This window comes from Candidatus Babeliales bacterium, assembly GCA_041660205.1.
Classification (GTDB): domain Bacteria; phylum Babelota; class Babeliae; order Babelales; family Chromulinivoraceae; genus JACPFN01.
Genome location: JBAZWT010000002.1, coordinates 48,387 through 74,389 on the forward strand (window position 1 = coordinate 48,387; position 26,003 = coordinate 74,389).

General features: G+C 34.9%; 28 protein-coding genes and 1 tRNA gene. 7 read left to right on the forward strand and 22 right to left on the reverse strand.

Annotated elements, in window-relative coordinates; all coding sequences use genetic code 11:
• Nucleotides 1-94: 94 nt before the first annotated feature.
• The 3 genes from WC747_00965 to WC747_00975 all read right to left on the reverse strand — a co-directional run bounded on the left by WC747_00965 (nt 95) and on the right by WC747_00975 (nt 2,949).
• A complete protein-coding gene (locus WC747_00965; protein MFA5998573.1) occupies nt 95-1,519 on the reverse strand; it encodes a deoxyribodipyrimidine photo-lyase in 1,425 nt (474 codons plus the stop codon).
• Nucleotides 1,509-1,949, reverse strand: a complete 441-nt coding sequence (locus tag WC747_00970; GenBank protein MFA5998574.1) for a hypothetical protein — start codon at nt 1,947-1,949, stop codon at nt 1,509-1,511. Before WC747_00970 ends, WC747_00965 begins: the two co-directional genes overlap by 11 nt.
• Before the next feature lie 115 nt (nt 1,950-2,064).
• Nucleotides 2,065-2,949 carry a hypothetical protein gene (locus tag WC747_00975; GenBank protein ID MFA5998575.1) on the reverse strand — a complete coding sequence of 295 codons (885 nt, stop codon included), beginning with the start codon at nt 2,947-2,949 and terminating at the stop codon, nt 2,065-2,067.
• Between the two features lie 267 nt (nt 2,950-3,216).
• Between WC747_00975 and WC747_00980 the strand changes: the two genes are divergently transcribed.
• Nucleotides 3,217-3,402 carry a DUF1328 domain-containing protein gene (locus WC747_00980; GenBank protein ID MFA5998576.1) on the forward strand — a complete coding sequence of 62 codons (186 nt, stop codon included), beginning with the start codon at nt 3,217-3,219 and terminating at the stop codon, nt 3,400-3,402.
• 125 nt (nt 3,403-3,527) lie between these two features.
• Here the strand turns inward: WC747_00980 and WC747_00985 are convergent, their stop codons facing one another.
• The 6 genes from WC747_00985 to WC747_01010 form a co-directional block, all read right to left on the reverse strand.
• Nucleotides 3,528-4,325 carry a hypothetical protein gene (locus tag WC747_00985; GenBank protein ID MFA5998577.1) on the reverse strand — a complete coding sequence of 266 codons (798 nt, stop codon included), beginning with the start codon at nt 4,323-4,325 and terminating at the stop codon, nt 3,528-3,530.
• A 159-nt stretch (nt 4,326-4,484) separates the two neighbouring features.
• The gene (locus WC747_00990) at nt 4,485-5,033 is read right to left on the reverse strand and encodes a hypothetical protein (protein ID MFA5998578.1); all 549 of its coding nucleotides are present in this window, start codon (nt 5,031-5,033) and stop codon (nt 4,485-4,487) included.
• A gap of 241 nt (nt 5,034-5,274) precedes the next feature.
• Nucleotides 5,275-6,096: a hypothetical protein gene (locus tag WC747_00995; GenBank protein ID MFA5998579.1), complete on the reverse strand. Its 822-nt coding sequence runs from the start codon at nt 6,094-6,096 to the stop codon at nt 5,275-5,277.
• A gap of 146 nt (nt 6,097-6,242) precedes the next feature.
• Complete coding sequence (locus WC747_01000; GenBank protein ID MFA5998580.1) at nt 6,243-7,010, reverse strand: hypothetical protein; 768 nt, start codon at nt 7,008-7,010, stop codon at nt 6,243-6,245.
• Between the two features lie 155 nt (nt 7,011-7,165).
• Nucleotides 7,166-7,462 carry a hypothetical protein gene (locus WC747_01005; GenBank protein MFA5998581.1) on the reverse strand — a complete coding sequence of 99 codons (297 nt, stop codon included), beginning with the start codon at nt 7,460-7,462 and terminating at the stop codon, nt 7,166-7,168.
• A gap of 139 nt (nt 7,463-7,601) precedes the next feature.
• Nucleotides 7,602-8,585, reverse strand: a complete 984-nt coding sequence (locus WC747_01010; protein MFA5998582.1) for a hypothetical protein — start codon at nt 8,583-8,585, stop codon at nt 7,602-7,604.
• A gap of 301 nt (nt 8,586-8,886) precedes the next feature.
• Here WC747_01010 and WC747_01015 point away from each other — a divergent pair, with 301 nt between their 5' ends.
• Nucleotides 8,887-9,249: a hypothetical protein gene (locus WC747_01015; GenBank protein MFA5998583.1), complete on the forward strand. Its 363-nt coding sequence runs from the start codon at nt 8,887-8,889 to the stop codon at nt 9,247-9,249.
• Nucleotides 9,250-9,303: 54 nt separating this feature from the next.
• Here the strand turns inward: WC747_01015 and WC747_01020 are convergent, their stop codons facing one another.
• Nucleotides 9,304-11,820, reverse strand: a complete 2,517-nt coding sequence (locus tag WC747_01020) for a cation-transporting P-type ATPase (protein MFA5998584.1) — start codon at nt 11,818-11,820, stop codon at nt 9,304-9,306.
• 92 nt (nt 11,821-11,912) lie between these two features.
• A complete protein-coding gene (locus tag WC747_01025; GenBank protein MFA5998585.1) occupies nt 11,913-12,788 on the reverse strand; it encodes a hypothetical protein in 876 nt (291 codons plus the stop codon).
• Between the two features lie 187 nt (nt 12,789-12,975).
• Between WC747_01025 and WC747_01030 the strand changes: the two genes are divergently transcribed.
• Together WC747_01030 and WC747_01035 are read left to right on the forward strand one after the other, a co-directional pair.
• A complete protein-coding gene (locus tag WC747_01030) occupies nt 12,976-13,872 on the forward strand; it encodes a hypothetical protein (GenBank protein ID MFA5998586.1) in 897 nt (298 codons plus the stop codon).
• Nucleotides 13,873-14,002: 130 nt separating this feature from the next.
• Nucleotides 14,003-14,079 (forward strand) — tRNA-Arg (locus WC747_01035).
• Here WC747_01035 and WC747_01040 read toward each other — a convergent pair.
• The 4 genes from WC747_01040 to WC747_01055 are packed head-to-tail and all read right to left on the reverse strand — an operon-like array spanning nt 14,050 to nt 17,488.
• Nucleotides 14,050-15,522: a recombinase family protein gene (locus WC747_01040; GenBank protein MFA5998587.1), complete on the reverse strand. Its 1,473-nt coding sequence runs from the start codon at nt 15,520-15,522 to the stop codon at nt 14,050-14,052. The two genes, WC747_01035 and WC747_01040, sit on opposite strands and share 30 nt — an antisense overlap.
• A gap of 30 nt (nt 15,523-15,552) precedes the next feature.
• Nucleotides 15,553-15,927, reverse strand: coding sequence for a hypothetical protein (locus WC747_01045; GenBank protein MFA5998588.1), 375 nt, complete (start codon nt 15,925-15,927; stop codon nt 15,553-15,555).
• Nucleotides 15,920-16,312, reverse strand: coding sequence for a type II toxin-antitoxin system RelE/ParE family toxin (locus WC747_01050; protein MFA5998589.1), 393 nt, complete (start codon nt 16,310-16,312; stop codon nt 15,920-15,922). The genes WC747_01045 and WC747_01050 overlap by 8 nt, the downstream gene beginning before the upstream one ends.
• 60 nt (nt 16,313-16,372) lie before the next feature.
• The gene (locus WC747_01055; protein MFA5998590.1) at nt 16,373-17,488 is read right to left on the reverse strand and encodes a hypothetical protein; all 1,116 of its coding nucleotides are present in this window, start codon (nt 17,486-17,488) and stop codon (nt 16,373-16,375) included.
• Nucleotides 17,489-17,570: 82 nt separating this feature from the next.
• On the opposite strand from WC747_01055, the gene WC747_01060 reads away from it, so the two are divergent.
• Entirely contained in the window at nt 17,571-17,909 is a 339-nt protein-coding gene (locus WC747_01060; GenBank protein MFA5998591.1) for a hypothetical protein, read from the forward strand.
• On the opposite strand, the gene WC747_01065 is transcribed toward WC747_01060, so the two are convergent.
• The 3 genes from WC747_01065 to WC747_01075 form a co-directional block, all read right to left on the reverse strand.
• Nucleotides 17,893-18,201 (reverse strand): hypothetical protein, encoded by a 309-nt coding sequence (locus WC747_01065; GenBank protein ID MFA5998592.1) that lies wholly within the window; start codon nt 18,199-18,201, stop codon nt 17,893-17,895. The two genes, WC747_01060 and WC747_01065, sit on opposite strands and share 17 nt — an antisense overlap.
• A 257-nt stretch (nt 18,202-18,458) precedes the next feature.
• On the reverse strand, nt 18,459-19,079 hold the full coding sequence (locus WC747_01070; protein MFA5998593.1) for a hypothetical protein: 621 nt from the start codon (nt 19,077-19,079) through the stop codon (nt 18,459-18,461).
• 7 nt (nt 19,080-19,086) lie between these two features.
• A complete protein-coding gene (locus tag WC747_01075; GenBank protein ID MFA5998594.1) occupies nt 19,087-20,625 on the reverse strand; it encodes an ankyrin repeat domain-containing protein in 1,539 nt (512 codons plus the stop codon).
• Between the two features lie 815 nt (nt 20,626-21,440).
• Between WC747_01075 and WC747_01080 the strand changes: the two genes are divergently transcribed.
• Nucleotides 21,441-21,998, forward strand: coding sequence for a hypothetical protein (locus tag WC747_01080; GenBank protein ID MFA5998595.1), 558 nt, complete (start codon nt 21,441-21,443; stop codon nt 21,996-21,998).
• A 16-nt stretch (nt 21,999-22,014) separates the two neighbouring features.
• On the opposite strand, the gene WC747_01085 is transcribed toward WC747_01080, so the two are convergent.
• Nucleotides 22,015-22,404, reverse strand: a complete 390-nt coding sequence (locus tag WC747_01085; protein MFA5998596.1) for an HI0074 family nucleotidyltransferase substrate-binding subunit — start codon at nt 22,402-22,404, stop codon at nt 22,015-22,017.
• Complete coding sequence (locus WC747_01090; GenBank protein MFA5998597.1) at nt 22,401-22,925, reverse strand: nucleotidyltransferase domain-containing protein; 525 nt, start codon at nt 22,923-22,925, stop codon at nt 22,401-22,403. Before WC747_01090 ends, WC747_01085 begins: the two co-directional genes overlap by 4 nt.
• A 103-nt stretch (nt 22,926-23,028) precedes the next feature.
• Between WC747_01090 and WC747_01095 the strand changes: the two genes are divergently transcribed.
• Nucleotides 23,029-23,469 carry a hypothetical protein gene (locus tag WC747_01095; GenBank protein ID MFA5998598.1) on the forward strand — a complete coding sequence of 147 codons (441 nt, stop codon included), beginning with the start codon at nt 23,029-23,031 and terminating at the stop codon, nt 23,467-23,469.
• A gap of 311 nt (nt 23,470-23,780) precedes the next feature.
• On the opposite strand, the gene WC747_01100 is transcribed toward WC747_01095, so the two are convergent.
• Nucleotides 23,781-24,122, reverse strand: coding sequence for a zinc ribbon domain-containing protein YjdM (locus WC747_01100; protein ID MFA5998599.1), 342 nt, complete (start codon nt 24,120-24,122; stop codon nt 23,781-23,783).
• Between the two features lie 399 nt (nt 24,123-24,521).
• Nucleotides 24,522-25,913, reverse strand: a complete 1,392-nt coding sequence (locus tag WC747_01105) for an aldehyde dehydrogenase (protein ID MFA5998600.1) — start codon at nt 25,911-25,913, stop codon at nt 24,522-24,524.
• Nucleotides 25,914-26,003 lie beyond the last annotated feature (90 nt).

Sequence of the window (26,003 nt, forward strand, 5' to 3'; positions counted from 1 at the left end):
TCCCCCTACTTTAGATACTGCCCTCTTACTCTAACGGTAACAAAAAATCCCCAGCTCTCGCTAGGGATTTTAAATTTCATACTTAAAATGCTTCTTATTTTTTCAATCTCTTAAAGTTACTCAAAGCCCTGTCTCGAGACTCTTTTAGATCAACAATAGGCATCGGGTAATCAACGCCCATTTCAATTCCTGCTTTTTTCAATACTTGCTCAGGAGCAAGCCATGGAGCAGCAATATATTTATGTGGCAGTTTAGATAATTCTGGAATAAATTGTCGAATATAATCGCCAGCAGGGTCAAATTTTTTAGCTTGAGTGATTGGATTAAAAATACGAAAGAATGGAGCAGCATCATAGCCACAACCAGCGACCCATTGCCAGTTAAAACTGTTACTTGCTACATCAGCATCAACGAGTACATGCCAAAACCACTTTGCTCCTGTCCGCCAATCAATCATCAAATTTTTCACTAAAAATGACGCTACTACCATGCGCATACGATTATGCATATATCCCGTATTAAAAAGTTCTCTCATCGAAGCATCAACAATCGGATATCCTGTCATACCAGTTTGCCACGCAAGCAAATCTTTTTTGCTATAACGCCATGTAAAATGATCAAACTTTTCTTGTAAGTTTTTATGATACACCGATGGATTATGATACAAAACATAGTAAGAAAATTCACGCCACACCAACTCTTTTAAAAAATGTGAGCAATTTTTTTTATCACTATACTCATGGCCATTTGTTTTAATTTCATACCAGAGTTGATGTACAGAAATCTCTCCAAAATGAATATGAGCAGAAAGGCGAGAAACATTTTGCAACGCAGGAAAATCACGACCTTTTTCGTAATTACTTAAACCATTTTTCATAAAATGTTTCAATCTTTTGCGAGCAGAAACTTCACCCGGTTTCCAATATTTTTCAAAACGGTTTTCAACAGAATTTTCATCAAGCAATTGCAATGATTCAATCGTATGCTTATCTACTTTTGTTGTAAAAAATTCTATATTTCGTGGTTTTGGCAAAGGCGAGCGAGGCATTTGTCCTTTCAGACATTCACGATAAAATGGGGTAAAAACTCGATACGGTGTACCATCTTTTTTTAAAGTGGCTTCTGGACTAAACAACAATGATCCTTCAAATGTTTTCACTGCGATATCAAACTTTTGAAGTTCACGCTCAATGGCACGATCACGTTTGGTTTCTGCTGGTTCATATGATCGATTTACATAAACAGCTGTAACTTTATACTGCTTTGCCAAATCAAGTAAAATCTTTTCAGCATCACCTTTATAGCAACGAAGTGAGCCCTCTAACCCTTCTTGCAAAGATTGTAGTGAGTGATGCAACCACCACTTACTGCCATCTCCTATGGCATAATCTTTCGCAAAATCTTGATCAAAAATGTATATCGGCAAAATTTTGGCTTGGCCTGCAGCTGCATGCAAAGCAGGATTATCCGATAACCTTAAATCACGCCTAAACCAAACAATTATTACTTCATTTTTCATTATTTTCTACTTCTTTGACGAACTGTTTTAATCGATTCTGAATCATAGCAGCTACTACAAGCCGAGGACCTATCGGTAGAAAATCATGACTGCCAGGATACATACATTCTTCATGAGCAAACAGCATTGCTGTGCGTAAAACTTGTACTGAAAACTCTGGCGAAACATCAAGAATATTTCTAACCTCCTCAGCGTTTCCAGCTTGAACAGCCACATTTAATATAACGTCGGCCTTTTCTGGAAAAATCGGAAAACCATCATTCAATTTTTCACTGACTTCTTGCTCAGACAGTTGATACATTTTAGCATATAATGAAACATTTTTGGGATAACACTTCCCTAACGACTCATATTTTGGCAATTCATCGCTCTGGCAAGCGTAACTTTGAAAAGAACAAATAATGAAAAAAAATAATAGAATAATACGCATCTTTACATTCCCCTACTCTAGATATGATATATATGTCCCTTTAGGTATGAGGCTAACAAAAAATCCCTAGCATTCGCTAGGGATTTTAAGTTTTATACTTAAAAAGTTTTAATAATTACAGCTCATTTTCTTCAGATTCATTTTCTTTAGATTCATCTTCTTTAGACATATCTTCATGAGATTCATCTTTTTCTTTAGATTCATTTTCTTGAGACTGGTCTTCAGTATTTTTACTTTCAACGTTTTCGACATCTTTGTTTTCGACATCCTTGTCTGAGGCGTCACTTTCTTCAGACTGCATATCCGAGACATTTGGTTGCATCATTTCTGGCTGTATCTCTGACTCTTCAGCCTCTGGTTCTTTAGCCTCTGACTCTTCAATCAAAGGTTCTTGAACTAAAGGCTCTTCAGCCGATAGCTGTTCAGCCAATGGCTGTTCAGCTTCTACCAATAATTTTTCTTCCGATGACTTTTCAGCCGATGGCTCTTCAGCTATAACTTCTTCAAAAGGATTTGGTAATGCAATCACCTGTCCTTGAACAATTTTATCGTACAAAATATTTGCAACAGGTTTCATATTTTTTTGCATCTCTTGACGACTTTGCACTACAGACAGTGGCTCCGATCCACCAAGAATTACCACACCATCTTGTTGTATTCGATTTTTTTCTACTGAGTTCAAATAAGTATGCACATCTGATTGAGGTATCACCGAAATAGCAATATTTTGCGAGACAGGAAGCAATGTCACCTCTATCTTATTTTGCTCTGAACTAAGTTCAAGACGCTGAGATAATGGTATTTGACCGTTATAATCAACAAATACGTACAAAGGTATTTTAGAAACTGGAACTTCTATCGTTACCGTCTTGCTTTCGCCGGTTGATGGCATTACGGTGCCATTAAGCCTTTTATATTGATAATTGCTGGCATTGACCGATAATGACGATGCCATCAGGCCAAAAGCCAATAAAACTTGTTTTTTAAAAAATGAACTCATAAAACCTCCTTTTGAGTCGTATAATTTACTTCTTTCAGGGTAACAAAGCAGAATATGAAATATCAAGAGTTTTTCTTAATCTAATTCACTTTTTTCATAATTTGGTCCACAGGATTCCGAGACCGCATCATAGACTTTTTATATCCAAGGCAAACGACCTACCCTAATCAAGAATTTGGCCTTTTTAAAGCAATCTCTAGAAAAAGACATGTCCCATAAAGTATTCTGCTCGTACATGTTACATTTTTCAAACTGTAAGGAGTTACTATGTTACTAAGCTGGGTTGTAATTTTTCTCGTTATCGCTCTTGTTGCTGGATTTTTTGGATTTGGTGGCGTGGCTAGCGAAAGCGCTTGGATCGCAAAAGTTTTATTCTTCATATTCTTAGTTCTGTTCATCATTGCATGGATGCAAGATATGGGATATATGGGCACAGACTTGAGGCTCTTTTAAAACATCTACGTTTTAAAAATCTAAAAAAGCCACTTTTTCAAGTGGCTTTTTTGTTGTGAAAAAAGAACAGGACCCTTTTTCAAGAGCCCTATTATAATAAAAATCAAACTGTTTTTAAAAAATAATTATGCAACTTTCAAAATAGTGAGTCGAACCATGTAGTAACCAGTAGCAGTTCCTGCAGTGACCACTGCAAAGGTACCAACAAGCGGACTAATGATGGCGGCTACTGTCGTTGACGGTGGAACAGTAACAATTGATCGTCCATGAATCCATGTAGTTGCAGTTGTAGATCCTGCTACAGAGTTATCATCTATAACGACAGTTGCCTCAGTTGCTCCTGTATAAATGGCGACAGATCCGGCTGATCCCAAACTCATTTCATAATCGAATATATAAGTACCAGCTGTGAGAGTAAAGTAAGTGCCTCCATCTCCGCGGAGTGTAGATGTAACGGCTCCTGAGGTAGTGTTGGAAACTTGTGTACCGATTAGGAAGGCATCTCCCGGTGCTCTAGAAACATTTACGCCTTGAGCAAATTGGGTAAATTCTGCAACTCCTCCAGAACCCACACCTCCAGTAGCTCCTGTAGCTCCTGTAGCTCCCAAAGTATTACCGTTTGAATCCGTAATCGTACCACCAACCATTAAATTGCCACCGACGTTTAGGTTGCCACCGACAGTTTCATTGCCGCTGACATTTAATCTTCCAAACGTTCCGCTTTTAGCAGATAAAGCTCCTTTTACAATAAGTGAACAAAATGTTCCACTTGAATAACAAACACTGTTGTTGTCACAGCAACCACGAGTTGCATTTTCGTCATCTTGAGAAGATCGATTTTCTTGATCCTGAGCGATTGCTCCAAGGCTGAAACTGAGCAGTAACGTCAGTAACGTATTTTTAAACTTTAAGTTTTGCATCATGAACTCCTTTTTGGAAAAAATAAAAACTTTACTTCTATATAAAAATTTTAACTAATGATTGTCAATGTCTTAAAAAAGTACTTTTAAAACAAGTCCACTCCTTAAAAAAGAAGAGGGTTCATTTTAAAATGTCGGCACAGCTAACATTACTTCACTTATTTAATATCTATCATGTTGTTTGCGATCTTCTTCTCTTCGATTACGATCTTCTCTGTGCTTACGATCAGCTTCTCTTCGTTTACGATTTTCTTCACGTTGTTTTCTACGATCTTCGTCTCTTTCTTTTCGATCTTTTTCTTTATCGGCAGTAACTTTTTCTGAAGCTTTTCTTGATGCATGGTGTCTTTTTGAAGAAGCATCAAAACTCTGGTCTCTTTCTTTTCGATAAGCTTTTTCACTAGCTTGGCTTACTTTGTCAGAAGCTTGACGTTGATCATCTACTATTTCTCTATCACTTCGATATTCTTCTCTATCATCAGCAAGTTTGTCTGAAGCTTTATATCGAGCCTTTTGTTTTTTTACAGAAGCATCAGATCTCTGGTCATCTTCTTTTCGTTGAGCTTTGTTTCTAGCTTTACTTAATTTTTCAGAAGCTTTTGCATCAGCTTCTTTTTGTTCATATGTTGCCCAAGGCCATGACCATGCGCAGGCTGTGCTTGGCAACATAACTGTGAGGGCTACAAGAAACAATATTTGTTTTTTTTGCATTGTGTTCTCTCCTTTTTAGAGTTGAACAGATTATAAATTTTACTCATTAAGAGAGATAACATAATTTTTTTTGTAATTATATAATTTCATCTTTTAAACGTAGTTTTTGATATATGAAAGCAAGATGTGGAATATATAGGCTCTGACTTAAGGCTATTTTAAAACATCTATGCTTAAACGAACCTGAAAAAAGCCACCTAAAAAAGTGGCTTTTTGTTATAAATTTTTAAAACCTAATATCTCAATTTAATTGGAAAATTTCTACCGAAGCACCAGCTTGCCCTGCTTGAACAGGTACTTCTACGGCATTAACGGCATTTCCTGAAAGAGAAGACACATTGAGATTAAGAATCTGATTTGCAGCTGTTGTTTGTATTAATGCCCATCCACTAACTTCCGCTCGTGTTCCATCCTGAGCAGGGGTTGCAGGACCTGCAGAAAAGAACGCTGTAGAAATTGTATTTGGTATAAGAGTTGATGTCGTAGCATTAAATAATTGAGCTGTTGCTGTCATTGCAAGTCCAGTAACAGGAGCGTTAATAACATCGAAAAGAACTGAGTAATTAACCAAATAAACGCCTGCATTTGCTACCGTTATAGATGTGCCAGCAACGGTAATGCCACTGTTTAAGGTGTTGCTTGGTGTGTTAAATACTACTGGTACTGCCGCAGCATTCGTAACAATTGCTTGGCCTAAAGCATTATATGCGTAACCGTATGAACGGATGCCACTGACAAGCGGTACACCAGCTGCTGTTTGAAAACAAGGTGCTGTTACACATCCACTAACCGTTAAGTTTCCACCGACAGTTTCACTGCCAGTCACATTTAATGTTGTAGTAGATATTTTACTTGCAGTCAAAGTACCTTTAACCGAAAGTGAGCTAAAAGCTCCACTAGACAGACAGCAATTATGTCCCTTGATATTTAAGTCATCGCCAGAAAACTGGTCTCCTGCTGATTGGTCGGTTTCGTCACTGCCTTGATCTTGGGCGTTTGCTCCAAGACTAAAACCAAGCAACATTATCAATAACGTATTTTTTAACTTTGAATGTTGCATCATGAATTCCTTTTTTGGAAAATAAAAAAATAATCATCGTCTGATATAAAAACTTTCCCCAAAGATTGTCAACACTTTATGAGCAACATTAATGTTTCCATATTAATTACGACTTACCCTGCATGCTCTACCTTACTACGTAGTTCGCTTCACTCATTTACTTCGTAACGAGCTACCTGCCATTTAATAAAAATATCGACCATGAAATTGAGCCTTGCGAGCTTTTCCTGAATCACACAAGCATCAACGATGTAAAAACATCCTGAACAATGCAACGTTTTTATCGCAGAACTCCACCAAAGATAATTTTTCAAAAGGTTAATTTCTTCCTTAATTTCTTGTAAAAATAAGCCGTGAGCACTTTGATTAGATTCTTTGAGCGATTGCTCTTTAAGCGACTGCTCGGTAAGCGATAATGAAAAATATTTTTTTGCAATATCGATGTGGAGTTGCTTGATCGTATCTTCGTATGGGCTGGCCACCAAATGAGACAACGCAACAACCTCTTTCCAGTTACACCATACATCAGGAGACTCAATCAGCTGATGCACCAAGTGCAATTTATAAGCAGCAAGGGCGTAGCTTGACAGCAAACCCATCGCAATTAATTTAAATTTGCTGATGGAAATGGAAGGTTGAAACGATTGCGTCTTTGAAAGCAAAGCGTTCAAGCTTGAAACAAGACCAAAATCATGTTTATGCTGCACGATATACTGCTTAGATGTGTTTGATGCAGCAGAAAAAGAATCGGTATTTGTTGTTGATCCTGCATTCGACTGATTATCAATTTGTATTTCAATAACCCTTCTCTGGCGCTGTTGGTCAATTTGTTTTGCAGCTGAATGTATGGTCAATGTTGTTAACAATGAAAAAAGTAACAGAATTTGTGACTTATTTGTCCGTGATTTATTTGTCATATTCCCCCCTAAGGATTAACAATTCTTCACTAAATAGTTAATGTATCGTATCACATTGCCTACTTTATATGTAAGTAATGCCTACAACATAGGGCTACTGACCCCTTGCCTGACTATAAATTACAAATCTGTTTCATACTCATTTTACAGCTTAATTACATACTGATTTCAATACGCCAACCATCAAAAAGCCAAGCCAGCCATCCCATGGTTTTTTCATTTTTAATAGTTTGATCTGATGAATTTGATGACGCAGAGCCAGACTTACTAGATGTTTCAGTTGTAGCGTTAGAGTTATTTTTAACTCTAACAAGAATAATCGGATCGCAGTCATTCTCTAAATTATCTTCTAAGATTTCACTTGATGTGGGAAGCACTGGACCAGAAGCAGCATGCACCATGCTTACAGATAACATCACAGCAAGAAACAGTATTTTTGACGTTTGCTTCATAACTATCCTTTTTTATATTTAATAATTTTATAACGCATAGGGCATGCTACTTTAAATTTTAAAGGTAGGCAAGAACGCTCATTATTGAAAAAGGAACAGTTTAGCACCGTTCCTTTTTCAATAAATTACTTAATATTTTTTACTCATTCCAACCGTCAATAGCATCACACAAATCAGACCAAAAACTTTCTTGGCCATTTTTTTTACGTTCTATGCGGTTACGCTCTCGAGCTATTCTATTTCGACCTTTTTGGCTTCTTGCTTGTTGCTCCTCAGCATAAGCTTTCTTTTCTTCTGCTAAAGCCAGACGTTGTTTAACTTCTAATTCTTCTTGAGCCCTTTTTTCTTCTTTGCGAATTCTTGTTTCATCAATGTATGCTACAGAGCTGAGTAACTCTACACTCAGTTGTTCCATTTTATCGATCAACATTGGGTCACATGAAACATGTTGACGAGTTTTATATAAAACCGTTAACGCATTTTGTAATTTTTGAATGCTATCATGCATTGGATAAAGTGAGTTACCCTGGCAGATTTTTCTAGCTAACTTTGTAATATCTTTTTCTTCAGTAGAAAAATTCCATGAAGCCATCACTGGAGTAAAGTAAGCAATAACTTGCAAAGCTGTCATACGCTCTGCCATATCATACATTTTGTCATGCACCAATCTTACATCGGCAGCCCACTGCGAACGAAGATCACAGATAGTTTGGTATGCGTGCTGCATGCTTAGCGTGTTGTTCCATGGAGTTACATAAGAATCATATCGATTACGTATCTCTAAATATGAACTTTGCACACGATTATCGAAACGATTTACTTCTCTTTCAAATTCCGGCACTCGAAGCATAAAAACTTGTACATCTTGAAGCGTTGCAATTTCTGATAACAATGTATGTATTTCTTTTGCACGGTCTCTGCTTAAAGCCTCTACTCGAGCTATTTTCACATCGTTAGATTCACGCTTAGCCCAATACACACCGGTTCCAACAGCAACAACAGTTACAGCCATTGCAGCAATAACAGTATTTTCATTATTTCGCTCCTGAATATTGTTTTGGGCCTGAACATTTTCTGTTCCAACAAAAGCAAGACCAAGAATTAACATTAATTTTTTAAACATATAAATCTTTCATATTTTTTCAGAAGTAAAGTAATCAATAATTTATAGAGCTATGACTGATTGTTTCTCAAATTCATGTATTTTATCATAATTGCAAACATCTGGGCAAAATTTTCCAGAAAGTTTAAATCGCTCAACAACTGCTGTTTTTACAAAATCAAGAGCCACAAGAAGAGATCGTGAGTAAAATTTAACAAAAAGAAATTAAATCATGAAAGTTTGCAACTTTAACCAAAAGTAATTATAGCTTTGAATACAATGTGAATTAAAACGCATCTTTAAATTAATTCGAAAAACTAACATGCAAGCAAAATTAATATTGTTCATATTTCTTTGTGTTTCACTACAATCAACAGTTTCTTTTTCAAGCGATTCTTCATCTTCAAAAAAATTATCAGCTCAACAACATGTTACCTTGGTATTTACAAATTCAACCACTTCACCAAACCAGGTTCCAGAAAAATTAAAAAGAATTATGGAACAGTATCCTGATGCAAAAGAAGTCAAAGTGTATGACACCATATACATGAAAACGATTATTAACCAAGAGCGAGAAACATGGATAGCGCTTCCAAAGCTTTTAATACCTAAGCCAGAACCTTTAGAAACAGAACCAGTTAAACGGACAAATCCTTTAAACGATGTTCAGTTAAAACTTTTCTAGCTGACCCTCTGAAGAATTATAAGCTCTAAGTCTTAACACTGTTCAAACGTTCAATTAAGCTATCTTTTTTATTTTGATCAGCTTTACAACTTCAATCCAGCATGTTGTTACGAACACAATGCCAATTATTTGCAGCCATAAAGTAAGGGGTAAAGCGGTTGTTTTTAAATACGGATACAAAAACGAAACTGATGTAACCAGCCATGATATTCCCACCATCACAAACATCCAAAACACTCCAAAGTAGTTTGCAAAAAAACCTTGTTTAGTCAGTGGCTGATGTTCTTGTTTTAGATTTAATGCTAATAAAATATGACCCAAAAGCCATGCTACTAAAGCTACAGTTTGTGCTGTATTCACGTCATATCGGTAATACGCACTTACATATAAAAACACAATTCCAACTGCTAAGGCAATTCCGCTTTTAAAGATTTTAAGCAACAACGGTTTACCTAAAAATTCTGTTATTTTTTGTGAAGGCTGCTGCATCACTTCAGGCTCAATATCTTCAACTACAAAAATTGTTGATGATGCTAAATCCATTAACAACTCAATTAAAATTATTTGCATAGGAACAAAGGGAAACGGTATACCTAAAAATAGCGGCACTATAAACATTATGAGCAATATAAATTTAGCTGATAAATAAAACGTAAGACCTTTTTTAAAATTATCTAAGGCTGTTCTACCTATCGCTATCGCATCTGGAATATGAACGTAATTATCATCAGTTAAAATAAGATCTGACACTTCTTTTGCCAAATCAGTACCTATCTGGCCCATTGCAATTCCAACATCTGCAGCCTTGAGTGCAGGAGCATCATTGACACCATCTCCAATAACGGCAACCACTTCTTGTTGTTGCTTTAACATTTGTACTAAACGAAATTTCTGCATTGGTTCCATACGAGCAAAAATATTTGATTGACCCAATTGAAAGGCAAGCTCTTTGTCATCCATGCTTGCAAACTGCTCGCCTGTAATCACTTTACCCGGAATGCCAACTTCTAGCGCTATTGTTTGCGCCGTTAACGTATGATCACCTGTCACAATAAATGTTTTAATGCCAGCCTGTGTTAACGCTGTAATCGCATCTTTAACTCCAGGCCGTACAGGATCTTTCATCACAGCTACTGCTAAAAAAGTAAGATTTTGCAAAGTATCCAATGTATCTTTATCGCTGTAAACAACTGCATACGTTGTCAGCTTAGATCCTAGACTAGCTTGCTGTCTAACTTGCTCTATCAATGAATTTTTTAAATCAACCGACAGTGTCGATTGATTTACTATTGTTTCAGGGTTGCCGGTAATAAGATGCATAAATAAGTCGCCATCTTTATATACCAAATCACGCCATGGTTGTAGCTCTGAAAAGCCAGAAAATTTCACAGGGTGATTATTTTTTTTATCATTTCCTACCGCGAGCGCAACCGTTTTATCCGTAACGTGGTTACAGTAATCTGGCAGCGCTAATATTATTTTTTCTTTAAGATCTTCAGGCAATACTTTCGTAGGCCCTGATGAGGTTAAAAAAAGATCTAAAGACATTTTACTCTCAGTAATGGTTCCAGTCTTATCACTGACAACCGCTGAGACTTGACCAATTCCTTCAATACCAAACAGTCTTTTTGCAACCACTTGTTTTTTGGCAAGCATAAATGCTGCAAGTGATAAAGCCATAGTTATAATGATAGGCGGCTGACAAGGAATCATTAAAAATGTTAAAGCTAACCACGTCAACACCATTTCTTGCAGTTCAAGTCCTCTAAAAAAGCCAATTGCCGGGATAATGATGCTAACAACTACGGCAAAAATAGCTAACGCTTTTGCTAACTGGTCCATTGCAATTTGAACGACTGTTCTTTCATCTTGATATCCTTGAACATGCTGCGCAATTTTGCCAAATTCACTTTGTTGCCCAACAGCCATGACGATTGCTGTTCCTTCACCATTTAAAATCATAGTGCCAGAAAATATAGAATTTTTACGCTCTGCAATAGTTACATGCTGATCTACAGCAATATTTGCATCTTTTTCCACAGGTAAAGATTCACCCGTCAAAGACGACTGGTTAACGCTGAGCCCGTGCGTGAGGAGCAGTCGTGCATCTGCAGCTACAAAAACTCCTTGGGATAAAATTAAAATATCGCCAACAACAATTTCATTTGTTTTTATTTCGACTTCTTTCCCATTTCGAATAACTTTTGCCGTTGGATGTGCCATATTTTTTAATTCAAACATAATGCGATCAGTTCTGAATTTATTGATTAATTCAAGCGTGGCATACATCACCACTTCCAGAATCATAGCAATTGCACCGCCAATCTTACCGAAGATAAATGACAAAACTGCTATAGCAAGCAATAAAAGCATCATTGGCTCTTGCACACTTTCTAAGATAATATCGATAATTGACCGAGGCTTTGTTTCTAAAAGATTGTTAGATCCATACTGCTTTCTATGGTCAATAACTTGTGCATCAGACAAACCTTGTTTAAGGTCAACACGTAAACTCTCGACGATTTTTTCTTTGGGAATACTCCACCATGAACTTTGTAGGCTATCTTTCATAAAACTCCATTTTCATCAATATATTTCTTAAGCAAATATACTGTACATGAGTTCAAAAAGAAAAAACAATCATAAAAAGACGTTGTATATACCTAAAACTTCCATCCAATATCTACAGCAATATAATAATTATCTGTATTGATTTGATTGCCAAATAATTTTTGATACACAGCCCACGAAATACCACCCTGCATAATAAAACGCTGCGTTGAAAACCATAACGATGGCCCTAGTAATATTTCATTGTTACCAGAATTTTGATCAACAGAGCCCGCTATGGTATTTCGTTGCTTATACAAACCATGCATTTCCAGCATCCAACTAAAAATCCACTCATTAGATTTGTAGCTTATATTTTTGCAAATTCCACACTCGTATAAAAACTGATTACCAAATTTAGTACCATTGCTGGATGTGGTTAAAATGGCACCAGCTGACGCAAAAGGATACCAATTGTTGCCCATACTACTTGCCGTTAATCCTAAAAAATAACTAGGTGCTCCAAAGCCCGTTGGAGGTTGTTTAATGCCGGAGCCTGTAGGAAAAGTCATGTTGACTACAAAGGTAAGTTGATTAGTTAAGGTCTCTTTATCTTTTTCATAAAAAGCATATTCAATTTGTACCAGTAAATCCTCTAAGCCTTTTGAAACTTGGTTGTTTTGTTGAAACTTAGCTGCAATTGGCTGCTGAATAAAAAGCGATAGATTATCTTTAATCCCATACAAAATGGTTGGCCAAACTTCGGTAAAGCTTTTACAGCAACCGTTCATGTAATCGGCGTATGCAAAAACTTGAAAATCACCTTTATCAACAATGTTTTGACCAAACCCTAGCAATGGTCCTGGTTGCTGCGATGTAGGTAAAGCTAAATTACCAATTTTTAACTGTCCAACAGTTTGATCCTCTGTGCAAAAAACCAACGAAAAATTAAACAGCACAGATAAAAAAATTAACATCGTTTTAATCACACATATCCTTTCAAGAATTTTATTGAAAGCTACCATAACCAGAGATCTGTAGCAATTTTCAAAATGTATGAGTAGTTTTTATCCTAAAAAACAATCTTTATTCATAGCACATAAAAAATGTATCTTTGTCTAAAAAATAGTTACCTTAAAAAATAATTAAAAATAATATTATTTTGAGTGAAATTAAATGAAAAAAAATACTTTAGTGCTTACTTTACTCTTAGAACTATCGAGCCATATGCCTGCTTGCGCTCTATCAATTGTGTACAACTTTCGCATCGCTCAAATCACTCGTCAACCAATTGCAAAGCAAACAATTAAAAGACCAAATAGCCTCTCTCCACTTATATTTAATTTATTTCAAAAAACACATGGTTTTGATATTGCCGAAAATTATGCTGGTGGCTTGATCACCTACAATCGCGACATCGCCAAACATTTTTATGTCAGAACAGATTTTGCCATGGCTCATGTTAACCAAACAGTTAACAATATTTCCAAAGTTGACGTCACAGAAGTTGACGACATTTTAATTACAGCTGGACGGAATATAACGATCAATGAAAAATCCAAAGTTACTCTTTCTGCTTTGCTCGGTATTCCTACTCACTCTGTTAAGACTTTACAGCGAGTTGGCTTTGGAGCTGGACAAGTTGGCGTAGGTGTACAATTTGATGGTTTATACAAATGCAAAAAACCTTTCGATTTTTTATGGGGTACTCGTTACAACTATTTTATCCCACGAACCGCTTTTGACTCCCTTGGCAATTGCTATAATTTCACGATAGGAAGCATTGCAGATATTTTAATTGCTTTACAAACAAATACTTCACTTAAACATGGTTTAGAGGGTGGCTATAGCGGACGATGGGGCTTTGGCATTACCGCAACTCCTCATATTGCAAACATTGAAAGATTCAATTACATACGAAATAACGTCTATCTCGTATATAAATATACATTTTTAACAAAGCATGTTGCTCATCGATTACTGCTCAACGTTTCGTATGGATCTGATGCAAAACCAAGACTATATGGCTATAATGCAGTTATGATCTGGGGATCTTGGGGTGTTGCTTTTTAGGTCAAAAGTTTTATAGATTCAGGCCCAATGTGTAACAATAACAGTCTTTTGTTAAGTAAGGTTGTTGTATTAAGATTTTTCTCTTGATATACTGCTTTACAGATTCTTTTCTGAATCTTTCAAAATATACGTGCCCGTAGCTCAGCTGGATAGAGCAACGGATTTCTAATCCGTAGGTCATTGGTTCGAATCCAATCGGGCACACCACTTCAAACGATCACCCATTTCTACTATCAAATTAAACGGTTTAAGTACGTCGTAGACGATGTTTTTGCCACTTAGGCGTAAGTTCTGAAGTAGGAACTTTAAAAGCTGGCGCTTTTCATCAACTTCAGAACCAACAAAAAGATCATGAGCTTTATTTGTGAGCATAAGCACGTGCTGGACGATGATATAGTAATTATCATCAGCATTTTGAAGTTGGGCTATTTTGCTATTGACCGAGTCTAGTTGAGTTCTAAACTCTTGATAGAATTTGTCATAGTCGCTTTCAGTAATTCTCCCCTTGAGTTTATCAAGGTATAAATTATCCATCATCGTGCTTAAAGTTTTGTGTTCTTTGAAAAGAACTTTACTGTGCTGCTCATAGAAGTTTTTCTTTTGTGATTCTACATCATTAAGCATAGTGGTGAGTTGATCATGTATTTCTTCTGGTAGTTGTAGTTTTTTAAAGAAGTCTTGAAATTGCTGCGTTAGATCTTCTTCACGAATCCATGGAGCATCATGCTTACCATTAAACTGAGTACAGTGATAATAGACCAAGCCCTTATGTTTTTCTGGTGTAATAGTAAGACTGCAATCGCCACATCGAAGCAACCCACGGTAAATATAGGGCTTACCTGCATATTTAAATTTTTTCTTTTTAAATGATTCTTTTACGTCTTGCACTTTATCAAATAACTCCTTTGAAATAAGCGCTGGATATTTATGAGGATACTCAACATCTTTGCACACCATGATCCCATGATAGAATGGATTTTTGAGCATGTAATCAATGAAACTTTTTGGCCACGAAATATTGTAATCTTTTATAAGCTTTAATCGTAAAAGATCCATCGAATAAGCACCCGTTGCGTATAGCTCAAAAGTAATACGAGCAATTGCAGCCTCATAATCCAAAACAATAATATTACTGCGGCCTTCTACTCGAATATTTTTATAACCATACGGAGCTTTGCCTGGCCACTCACCTTTGCGCAAAATCTGTTCTCGTGCTCGTTTGACGTTATCTGAAATAGCATCTGAATAATATTTGGCCAGTCCCAAGCTAATCCCGAACTGAAACTTTTCAACAGCAGAAATACGACTGGTAATTACTTGACCTTCAGAAGCAAAATGAAGTTCGATCTCATCACTAAGCGCCCGCTCATAAAGCGTTGAAATTCGTTTATCAAAAATATTACGTGATAATCGATCAACCTTATCGCAACATACGGCAATCTTTTCATCTTGAGCTAAGATAAAATCGATAATACGATCAAACTCATCCCGCTGAGTACCGTAGGCACTTTCATCAAAACTACATATTTTAAGAATCGTAAAGTTTTTACTTTGACAGTAACGCTCTAAGCGTGCAACTTGCGCTGGCAAAGAATTTCCAGCTTCTTTCTGTTCTTCGGTGCTCACGCGTGCGATCAAAATTGCTTTCATGAAGATATCTCGAGATGTTAGTTATTGGTATTAATTTTTTCTAATAGTGCTTGGTAAAGAAATATGAAGGTTTTTACCGTGCTCTGTTGTAACGGTAAATTTTTTACAACCAAGTCCCTTTAAAACCTTAAAGAATATTTTTAAACTATAATCTTTGCTGTCACCTGAGCGCATAGATTGAATTACTGCTGGTGATACACCAGCTTCTTTTGCAAGCTTACGAACTGATAATTCTTTTTGATTGGTGATAGCTATTAAAAGCTCAGACAGTAATAGTTCTTGATATTCTTCGTCATATTTTTGACGTTGTTTTGGGGTCATAGATTCATAGAGACGTTCACTGGTTGTTTTTGGAGTAGTATCTATTTGCTCAGATTGAGCTTTTTTTGTTATTTTTTTATTCATAGTAAGATCCTTTTTTTACACGATATTCATAATCGCTATAACATCTTTGTGCTTTAGCCTTATCGGGCAGAGACATTTTATCAGATTTTTTTTCATACGCATTAGTAATGATTATTTTTGAACCAGTAAAGAAGAAACAAAAAAAACGATCTGGTTTTGGCTTAAAAGCATATATTCCATCATGTTCATTGTTAAATTTTTCAGTATTTTGAATTTCTCCCTGGTTAGCCATCAATTTTACTAACTTCATAAATTGTTTTCGTCGCGCTAATGTTAATTGATCATAATATTTTAGAGCTGAGCTTTTCCCTTGATCATTAAAATACCATTCAACTGTAAATTCTGGACCAATATAGATTATATATTCTTGATCTTTTCGAATCATTACTCACCATTTTTTTTAATAACACAATAGAAATATTGTACTATGACCTAAGTACAAACGCTATGATTTTTTATTCAAACGCACTGGCTTATAGCGTTCTATTTGGTTTCGTATAATTGCAAATGGCTTTTGAGTGGTTGGCATTTCAATTGTCTCCAATTCTTTGATCAAACGACTCCAACTGTATATATCATTTTTTACAATAATCTTTTTCAATTCATCAAGCGTTATCGTCTCTAATGCTTTCTTGAGACCAAAAAATTGTACTATTTGTTTCGGTTTAAGTGTTGGATTATGTAGCGCCAACATGGTCAACATAGATCTATCGTTTTGGGGCTTGAAATCAATAAAGGATGAACGTTTACACTCAAGCACTGATACATAGTGCAGCAATACTTTTCGAGCAATAGAAGATCGAAAAAGTTTGCTAAACGTTAAGTCATTTTTTATGTTTAGTTTTGAAAAAAGTGATTGTATTTTGTTGCGCTTGTTCAGTCGTATTTCCATACGAAGTAATTCAAATTTTTTACGAGCAGTTCGCACTTTGCTGAGTGTTTTCATATCGAAAAAATTATCAGGATCGATTGCTCGCTTTCTACTAATTTTAGATTTTTCTAAATCATAAATTTTGTCATAAAAAACCATTTCATAACTATTACAATGGTACTTAAAACAATGACCAGCATTGCGGTAATCAGTTTGATTATTGTCCAGGCGGCCTGACATGGCAGTTTCTTTAATCTTTTGAATGAAATGAAATGGCGTTGAACCATCAGTCAGTACAATGTTTTTTGAGAAGTGAATTGCAAGCACTGCTGCATTCTGCAAATCTTGTGCATATATTTCTACACCCATATCAAACAAAACAGTATTGAGTTTAGTAATCACATCGCCAAAATCTTTTTGTTGTAGTTCTTCGATATTATTACCAAACATTAATTTCGGAATTGAAAATTCAATAGTGAGCATAATTTCAGAAATACCCTGAAGGTTTTTCCGTCTGGATAACGTTAACCGAGGTTTGTATATACCAGACTTAAGTTCTTTTGTTGTTGGGTTTAAAACAGCTTTAATAGCTCTGTTGTGATAGATTAAATCAGCACTTGGAGTAAACTCACTGGGTTTAACAATCTTAAATTGTGGGGGTGGTATCAGCAGGATGATAGTGTCAATCATGGTGGGGAGGGGTAAAGATTGTTATAAAGGTATTGTGAATATAGTTATAAATGATTTAAGAAAAATATAAAAGGTAAATTGAATGTACAAATTTATTCCTAAAAACTTAACACATATTATTGAAACTTCTAAGGATGAACAAGTAAAAAAATTATGTAAAAACTATTGCTGGAATTTAATTATATTTTTAATTGTTTTTGGCTTAATTGATATAATTCGATTATTTTTTATGGTTACTAATATTAGTTATAAGCATGAATTCTTTAGATTGTTAAGCATAATATTTGGTGTAATTGCTATTGCTGGCAATCCAGGATGGAAAATTCAATCATGGGCAGGTGAAAATCCAGTAGAAAAATGGAATAATTGGATCATCCTTATATTAGTCTCTATTAGTGGATTCATTAGTATGTTTTTGTAAAATTCAAAAATAATTGAACCAACACCCACCCACAGCCCCAAGCAAACACCCTTAGAAACAAAGAAGGCCCGCATAGTTGCGAGCCTTTTGTTTTTCTTGGACTAATATTATTTTCTTTTTCTAGAGACGATTGCAATGAATCTTTCATGCGTCTTTCGATTTTCATCAATAATGAATAAAATTGTACCAAGCTCATACAGTCTTGTGGGGACAATACGAAGCAAACAGAACCTGGTTTATAAGTTACTACCTGTCGACGTGCGACAGAAGTAACTTTACGTCCACGGACCATGAAATATCCTTTTCATGCAACTATTACCATAGGCAGTAGTTGATCAACACTTAAATAAAAATTAAAACTGAACGGGGGAAATTAGAGAGTGATTTCTGTGTAATCAGAAACAGATAAACTCGTTGTTAAACGAATTCCATATTTGTGAGCACAAAGCTTCACAGAAATATTTAGTTGTTTCATGATTACTCCTTAGGGCTTTGACATTTTCTTTTGAAAGATGCTGTAGATCATAACAACAGTTTTTTAAAAAGCAATTATTTAGTTTTAATGGAAAATTGGTTAGTAATAATCATCCATGATTGCTTTACAAAAAGAATAAAAGATTCAATTAAAAAGAACAATAACGGTAATCCAAACACAAACCCAAAAACATTTCCTTCCATACCAGGATAAACAAATGTTTTTAATGTGATATATCCATAAATTGCGAAAAATATATGTAAAGCGTTTATGTGTATAACATAAGACAATAATAATATAAAAAAAATAAAGAATGCGAAATCTATATTTTCCAGTATTAAGTTGGGAAACATCATCCACAACATGGGATTTATTAATAATAAACTGTTAATTGTAAGTAACGTTGTATGAATTGGATAAGACTTAATACCTGTATTATAATTCAACAAATGGGAAAAGTTATTTTTTGTTATTAAAGAAATGAAATACAATAATGCATACCATCCAATATTAAATATTACAGCATAGGAACAATAAATTTTTCCATATATTAATGTTACATTGGTACTGCTTGAAAAGGTAATATCTAAGTCCTTCCCTAAATAAAAAATAAATAAAGCTATGGTTATCGGATGAGTTATAGAGAAAATAAATAACCAAACAACTTTAAGCAAACCATTTACTTTTGTATTCATAAGAACCTTAGATATTTGATAATAAAATAACTACCTGTTCGTGACCTTGTTGATTAGCATAAAATTGAGCTATTCTATTTTCTTTGTCTTGTAAATGAGCATTAGCGCCATTTAATAAAAGAAGTTGTATTATTTCAATATTGCCTGTCCCGGCAGCATAATGCAAAGGAGTTTTGTTACTATCATCTTGAGCATTTATGTTGGCACCATGTTTTAATAATATTTTTACGATTTCGATATGTTGCATAATGACTGCAACATGTAAGGCTGTCATATTAAGATCATAAATTTCATTTGATGAAGCACCATGTTCAAGCAATATTTTCACTATTGGTGTATATCCTTTGATAATAGAAATTTTAAGGAGTGGAGGCGCATTATTATAATGTTTTGTTATTAAACCGTTGATATCAGCATAATATTTAATAAGCAATTCTATGATCTTTATATTGTCATAATAAGCAGCATGATTTAATACAGTCAATCCTGAGTTGTCTTGTAAATGAACATTAGCACCATGTAACATTAAATTTTCTACTATTTTAAAAAAACCTTTAATAGCAGCATATGTTAATGGAGGATGCCCAGAAATATCTGTTAAATTTACCAAAGCTGCATTGGAAAGTAATATATTTACGGTTTCGATATAACCTTGCCTGACGGCGAAATGCAATGATGATAAGCCATCATTCATTTGTTGATTAATATTGGCATTATGAAGTAGAAGAAACTTAACAAGTTCATTATATCCATTATGGGAAGCGTAATGTAGTGCGGTACTTCCTTCATTATCAGCGGCATTAACCTGAGCTCCTTGTAAAACTAAGGTTTTTGCTATTTGAATATGTCCTGTTTTTGCTGCTAAAATTAAAGCTGTTTTACCTGTCTCGTCTTTAGCTTCTATGTCCGCCCCTTGCAAAATAAGTGCTTTTATTATTTCAGTATTATCAGTCACCAAACAAGCAAGTAGTAAAGGCGTTAAACCAAAGCGACCTATTTTTGTGATATTACTACCATGTGCTATTAACATTAAAACTATTTGTGTATGTTTTTCAACAATAGCTATGGACAGTGCTGTTAATTCATCCGTATCTGAAATATTTATATCTGCACCATGTTCTAATAATATTTTTACAATTTCAGTATGACCTTTGATGATGGCATCAAATAAAGCTGTGCGTCCATTTTTATCTTTTGCATTTACTGATATACCTTGAGTAAGAAGCTTTTTTATTTTTTCTGTATCATTGCATTCAATAGCATCATATAAATTCTTTGCGTCGTTAGTAACAGTGGATGCTTTGACAGCGCCTTGCCCTTCATTTTTTTGATCATTATTTGGACTACTATAACAGTAGTAAATCAACGCACTCATCGCAGCCATAGCGCATCCAGCAGCGACAACCTTAATTAAGAAACGTCGATCTTCACATAATCGTTCATCTCTGTAGGCAAGATCATCTATAAAGGCAGTAGAAAAATCACACTGTATTGGTGCGATAGAATGTAAAATCATAAGACTTGTAAGAAAAAATTTAAGCTTCATGAAAATAACCCTTGAGGTAAAGGTAAAAATGATTGAAACAGTATAACGCTTTATCTATTGTTTTAAATCTATTTTTATAACAGCTATTGAATGCTTAATGTGGCACAAAAAGCTTTCAGACTCTTTCAACTTAAAGTAATAGATGCATTACGAAATAGTTAAGAAACATTTACAAAAAAGCCCCTGAATTTCAGAGGCTTTTTTGTTAGCACGAAGTTACTTTTTACTCATGTTTAAATATTTTTCACATTTTCAAATTAAACGTTCTAAATATCGTCTGAATCGACTGAAGCGAGAATTCTATTGGTATATTTGATTCTCTGAATGTGTTTGAAAACGAACACCAGCTTTCGCTAAAGCTTCAGCTGGCACGCCATCACTGAATGAAGAAGATATTAATCGAAGAAATAAACTTGAAATACAATGCGAAAGCTGTCCGCCGAAGTAAGCGATTTGGGCGTAGCGTTTACGCGAAGACCAAGAGACACGTAGGCTGGACTATGAAAATAAAAAGTCATTAAAAAATGTTTTACGTTTATATTATTCAATCTATAAAATTCCCTGATCAAATATATATTGGTTGTACGCAAGATTTTAATAAGCGACTATCGAATCATAATTGTAGTACAATACCACATACTGAAAAATATAAACCATGGAAGTTGGTTACTTATTCAATTTTTGAAGATAGAGAAATCGCTTATAAATATGAAGAATATTTGAAGTCTGGATCTGGTCGGGCATTCGCGAAAAAAAGATTTTGGTAGTTTTGTATCAGGCTTGTGCCAACGCACAAGTTACATGGAGTGACTGTTATGAAAGTAAATATCTCGTACAATAAAAAATCTAAAGATACCGTAAAAGTATCCGTAGAAGAACGTGATCTCTGGAGTGCAGACGTAACTCTTGCAAGAGTTATTTATCCAATTCTTAAAAAATATCGCAAATTTCATGACAAAAATAATGCTGGTTTCCCTATGGATTTTTCTCAAGATCCAACCAAGCCTGAAGGCCCAGATAATTGCGATCGGTATGAAGATTGGATAAAATGTCTGGATGCAATGGTTTACTACTTTGAGTGGATTGCAAAAGACGGTGATTGGGATGGTCCAACTGTTTCAGAGTATCATAAAGAATGTGATAGATTACTTGCCCCTCATAAAAAAGAGCTCAAAAAATTAGAACAAGAAGATAAGTTGCGATTTGCACAATTGGTTGGACCAGGTGCTTTGCCATCGTTGGCATTTAATCGTAGATCAGAAATCACACGTCCAGCTTTTGATAAATTACGGCCAGAGGCAGAAAAACATCGTCAAAAAAATCAAAACGATTTGGATTTGTTTGCAAAATATTTTGGAGCTCTTTGGACATAATTACATTCAAATGTTGCTATGTTGATTGTAACTTATTAAGTTCTTTTCTTAAAAAAGGCGAATAGGTTTTAATGTTTTTGTATATCTGGTCGGCTAAATCCTGTTTATAGGTATGAGAAGTGAGATTGCGATCTTCAAGCATTTTTAGCCATATTTTTTCATCACTGATGAGTTTCGTGGCATATGATTGCTGCATGACAGGCTTGGGACCAAACACTTCAATACCATGATCATCAGCAAGCTTTTTTTTCAATGCTTTCCAAAAAAGTTCGATGGTGAACTCAAATCGTTGAATGGTTCCATCTATTTCTAGTCGGTTGCTGCCGACGGGTGCTTGAATTGCTTTTTCGAGTTGAGTCAATGCTTTTTCTAATTGCTCAAAAACTTTTGAAGTTTCTGGTGTCATAGTCTTACTCCATCCTTTAAAATGCTATTTTTAAAATCAAGGTCTTGAACTTGATCAAGCCGTACACAATCAATTAAAAGTAAGGTATCAGCATCATCAACTATATCAAGTACTTCCTGCCACTGATCGCTGGTTGCAGTAGGACAAACGATAGCAAGATCAATGTCAGATCGAAATTTATTTGTTCCTCGAGCTCGAGAGCCAAAAAGCAAGACTTGCTGCACAAAGGGTAGACTTTTTATTTTTGAAATAAATTTATAGTTTCGGATGTCATCAATCTCATTTAAATTTTTGCTAGACCATCCTATATATTTGTGACAAACGTGACATGCAACTCTTTGATCATTGAGAATTCCCACAAGTAAATTTTCGATGTTTTGTTTAAAACCTCTTTTGATGTTTTTTTCAAGAAAGTAAGGTAAAATTACAGTTTTAAAAACAGTATACATTTCACCAAGTAGATATCCCGAGAGCTCTGACTTTGTCATAACATTAAAACATTGTTGACAGACTATAGACATCATATCACCTGTGATTGTTGCAAAGTTATAGAAGTGATTTGTATCATACTGCAAACGGGTAATGATTTCAATATTGAGCTTTTGGGGAAAAAGGATATTGCCAATGAAAATAATACAATCATTATGGTTAACCACAATATGTCTTGTTAGCTTTTCTAAAATGCATGCAAAGCAAGAAAATATGTATCAATATTTATTGCGTACCTATGAAGAAATTTGTCAACGCGACGATGATGATCAGAACAAAATAAAAGATCTAAAAATATTGTTAGAGGAAAGTGAAAAATATTACGAAGGATTACCTTCAACTCCTGATCCTGCACGCCATATCTGCTGGCTTATGTGCTGGAGTATCATTGCATACAACAATTGTATCAGTAAGGGATTTATTTTTTATCTATCTTCTTTTGCGGCTACATATAAAGCAGTACAACTTTTGGATGATATGAGTAGACATGGACAAAAAGATAAAATTAGAGAGCGATATGCTCGACTAGAAAGTTTGATGGCTGGCATTCAAGCACGATTAGATCAAAGTAAATAACAATCAGAACTGGATGCTTAATGCAATACAAACTTTTTACAGACCAAACTTACTATAAACTCAATCTCATGGTTCCTGAATGAGTCAACCAGCAGACACCAGTCTTCGTTCCTTCGAAACTTCGTCTGGCTGCGCCGCTAAATAGGCATGAAAAGCAAAAGAAATATTGATAATAAAAAACGAAAACTGCCTAAAGAAGCTTTTGCATACAATAACTTTAAATCTCGCGATCACCGCCAGCTTAAAAGGTTAGAGATGACTAAATAATCATGACCCAAACCATTTACACAAATTACTTTACAGATACTTTACTATATCTTTTTGACAAACTCAGATTTCAAACCAACCTTCCCAAATCCATCAACTTTGCAATCAATATTATGATCTTCATCAACCAACCGTATGTTTTTTACTTTTGTACCAGATTTTATGGTCGATGAACTCCCTTTTAGTTTAAGGTCTTTGATGAGTACTACAGAGTCACCATCATTCAAGATATTTCCATTCGCATCTTTGACAATCTTTTTATCTTCAGCATTTTCACTTTCTACTTCTTCGTTCCACTCATGAGCACATTCTGGACAAATCAAAATTCCATTATTTTCATAAGTATACTCTGAACTACATTTTGGACACTTTGGTAAATTAATCATTGTTTAATTTCTCCTAATAATTATTGTTAAATCTACTTCTTTATAAATCGCAAAAATATATGTTTTTAATAATATCATGATTAGAATTGACATTCCACCTTGTGAACAAACTTTTATAACTTTATAACATAAATTAATATTAAAATTTCTAAAAATAAATGTTTATACGGATATTTGTTGTGGTATCTAGATATTTAAAAATTAGTTATTAAATAATATAGAGATAAAAATTTTTTTATTACGTCAAATTTTAAAGAATCGATTTTCTTTTTTCAATCCGTCGGTTAATTTTGATTTAGTAGTAATTCAAATTCGCAAAGCCTATTGAGTTTCTCAGTTGTTAAGTTTGCATTGGTTCAAAATCATTCGTTGAGTTAAAAGACTAACTCAAACTCTCAATTATTTTTTTAAGGCTATGAGCTTAGAAAAGCATAATTCCCTTAATCCTTGTTTTCCATTCTCACGCCCTATGCCTGAATTTTTGTAACCGCCAAAAGGATCTTGCACTCTATTGTAATTTGCAGCATTGACACTAATATTTCCTGTTTGAATACGTTTGCTGATATCTAATGCTCGCTGCTTATTGTTGGTATATACATATGCCCCAAGGCCATATGTGGTATCGTTAGCTAAAGCAATAGCTTGCTCATCAGACTCAAATGAAACGATTGGTAAGACTGGTCCAAAAACCTCTTCTTTCCATACGCGCATATCAGCAGTAATATTCGTAAGAATTGTTGGCTGAAAGTAAGCACCTAATAAACCATGAGGACGCTTTCCTCCGCAAATAATTTTTGCGCCTTTATCTCGCGCATCAGCAACTTGCTCTTCGATGAGCAGACATTGTCTTTCTGCAACTAGTGGACCAATATCAACGGATGGATCTTGCGGGTCCCCAATTTTTTTAGTTGCTAAAAGTTCTTTTAATTGCGAAATGACTTTGTCAAAAAGAGTATGATGAACAATAAGTCGTTTGAGTCCATCACACGTTTGGCCGCTATTCACAAAACGATTCCAATAAATTGATTCAATCGTGCTTGATAGATTAGCATCGTCAAAAACAATTCCTGGGCCGGAGCCACCAAGTTCTAATAATGCAGGAATGAAGTTTTTTGCTGCAACTTGATATAAATGTTTTCCAGCTCCTGTGCTTCCCGTAAAATGAATACCATCAATTACGCTATTCATCAGATAATCGCCAACACTAGATCCATCACCATATATTTCATTGAAAACACCTGCAGGTAAATTTTTTGATAACATTATATCTTCAAGAAGTTTTCCGGTGAGCGGGCACTCCTCTGAATGTTTAAAAACAACAGTGTTTCCTACAACTAAATTTGGTATAACGCCCCATATAAAATTACAAAAAGGATAATTCCAGGGAGAGCTTACTGCAATGACTCCACGTGGCTCAAAAAAAAGATGGTGAATTTCATCTTCATCTTCAAAAACTATATCTGGTTTAAGCCAATCCTCTGCCAAGTCAAGATAACCACGCATATAATGCAGACCAGCATCGATATCTATGATAGTGCGCACTGATGCTGGCATTCCCATTTCTAAGGTTGCAAGCGATCCAATTTCATTTTTTCTTTGTACAAATTCGTTATAAATATCTTCGAGTAATTCGAGGCGTTTTTTGACATCAAGGTTAGCCCAAGATTGCTTTGCATCGTGAGCTTGAGAAACTTTCTTGTTTATTTCATCGATTGTTGAAACAGGTATTTCTCCGACAACTTCATAATTTTTACCAGGATTCAGTGACACAATTTTTTGCAATTTCATCATACGTCCTTTTTTATTTTATCAATGATGATGAGAATACTAAACTTATGCATTACATTTCAACAACTCTATATTTTTTAAATCATTTTTTTT

Coding starts and splice junctions, on each gene's coding strand:
- WC747_00970 (MFA5998574.1), bottom strand. CDS start 1,949: ATGCGTATTATTCTATTATTTTTTTTCATTATTTGTTCTTTTCAAAGT.
- WC747_01030 (MFA5998586.1), top strand. CDS start 12,976: ATGAAAAAAAATACTTTAGTGCTTACTTTACTCTTAGAACTATCGAGC.
- WC747_01095 (MFA5998598.1), top strand. CDS start 23,029: ATGAAAATAATACAATCATTATGGTTAACCACAATATGTCTTGTTAGC.
- WC747_00975 (MFA5998575.1), bottom strand. CDS start 2,949: ATGAGTTCATTTTTTAAAAAACAAGTTTTATTGGCTTTTGGCCTGATG.
- WC747_01015 (MFA5998583.1), top strand. CDS start 8,887: ATGCAAGCAAAATTAATATTGTTCATATTTCTTTGTGTTTCACTACAA.
- WC747_01100 (MFA5998599.1), bottom strand. CDS start 24,122: ATGATTAATTTACCAAAGTGTCCAAAATGTAGTTCAGAGTATACTTAT.
- WC747_01055 (MFA5998590.1), bottom strand. CDS start 17,488: ATGATTGACACTATCATCCTGCTGATACCACCCCCACAATTTAAGATT.
- WC747_01060 (MFA5998591.1), top strand. CDS start 17,571: ATGTACAAATTTATTCCTAAAAACTTAACACATATTATTGAAACTTCT.
- WC747_01000 (MFA5998580.1), bottom strand. CDS start 7,010: ATGACAAATAAATCACGGACAAATAAGTCACAAATTCTGTTACTTTTT.
- WC747_01020 (MFA5998584.1), bottom strand. CDS start 11,820: ATGAAAGATAGCCTACAAAGTTCATGGTGGAGTATTCCCAAAGAAAAA.
- WC747_01065 (MFA5998592.1), bottom strand. CDS start 18,201: ATGGTCCGTGGACGTAAAGTTACTTCTGTCGCACGTCGACAGGTAGTA.
- WC747_00980 (MFA5998576.1), top strand. CDS start 3,217: ATGTTACTAAGCTGGGTTGTAATTTTTCTCGTTATCGCTCTTGTTGCT.
- WC747_01050 (MFA5998589.1), bottom strand. CDS start 16,312: ATGATTCGAAAAGATCAAGAATATATAATCTATATTGGTCCAGAATTT.
- WC747_01070 (MFA5998593.1), bottom strand. CDS start 19,079: ATGAATACAAAAGTAAATGGTTTGCTTAAAGTTGTTTGGTTATTTATT.
- WC747_01090 (MFA5998597.1), bottom strand. CDS start 22,925: ATGTCTATAGTCTGTCAACAATGTTTTAATGTTATGACAAAGTCAGAG.
- WC747_00965 (MFA5998573.1), bottom strand. CDS start 1,519: ATGAAAAATGAAGTAATAATTGTTTGGTTTAGGCGTGATTTAAGGTTA.
- WC747_01075 (MFA5998594.1), bottom strand. CDS start 20,625: ATGAAGCTTAAATTTTTTCTTACAAGTCTTATGATTTTACATTCTATC.
- WC747_01010 (MFA5998582.1), bottom strand. CDS start 8,585: ATGTTTAAAAAATTAATGTTAATTCTTGGTCTTGCTTTTGTTGGAACA.
- WC747_01105 (MFA5998600.1), bottom strand. CDS start 25,913: ATGATGAAATTGCAAAAAATTGTGTCACTGAATCCTGGTAAAAATTAT.
- WC747_01005 (MFA5998581.1), bottom strand. CDS start 7,462: ATGAAGCAAACGTCAAAAATACTGTTTCTTGCTGTGATGTTATCTGTA.
- WC747_01080 (MFA5998595.1), top strand. CDS start 21,441: ATGAAAGTAAATATCTCGTACAATAAAAAATCTAAAGATACCGTAAAA.
- WC747_00990 (MFA5998578.1), bottom strand. CDS start 5,033: ATGCAAAAAAAACAAATATTGTTTCTTGTAGCCCTCACAGTTATGTTG.
- WC747_01045 (MFA5998588.1), bottom strand. CDS start 15,927: ATGAATAAAAAAATAACAAAAAAAGCTCAATCTGAGCAAATAGATACT.
- WC747_00995 (MFA5998579.1), bottom strand. CDS start 6,096: ATGATGCAACATTCAAAGTTAAAAAATACGTTATTGATAATGTTGCTT.
- WC747_01040 (MFA5998587.1), bottom strand. CDS start 15,522: ATGAAAGCAATTTTGATCGCACGCGTGAGCACCGAAGAACAGAAAGAA.
- WC747_00985 (MFA5998577.1), bottom strand. CDS start 4,325: ATGATGCAAAACTTAAAGTTTAAAAATACGTTACTGACGTTACTGCTC.
- WC747_01085 (MFA5998596.1), bottom strand. CDS start 22,404: ATGACACCAGAAACTTCAAAAGTTTTTGAGCAATTAGAAAAAGCATTG.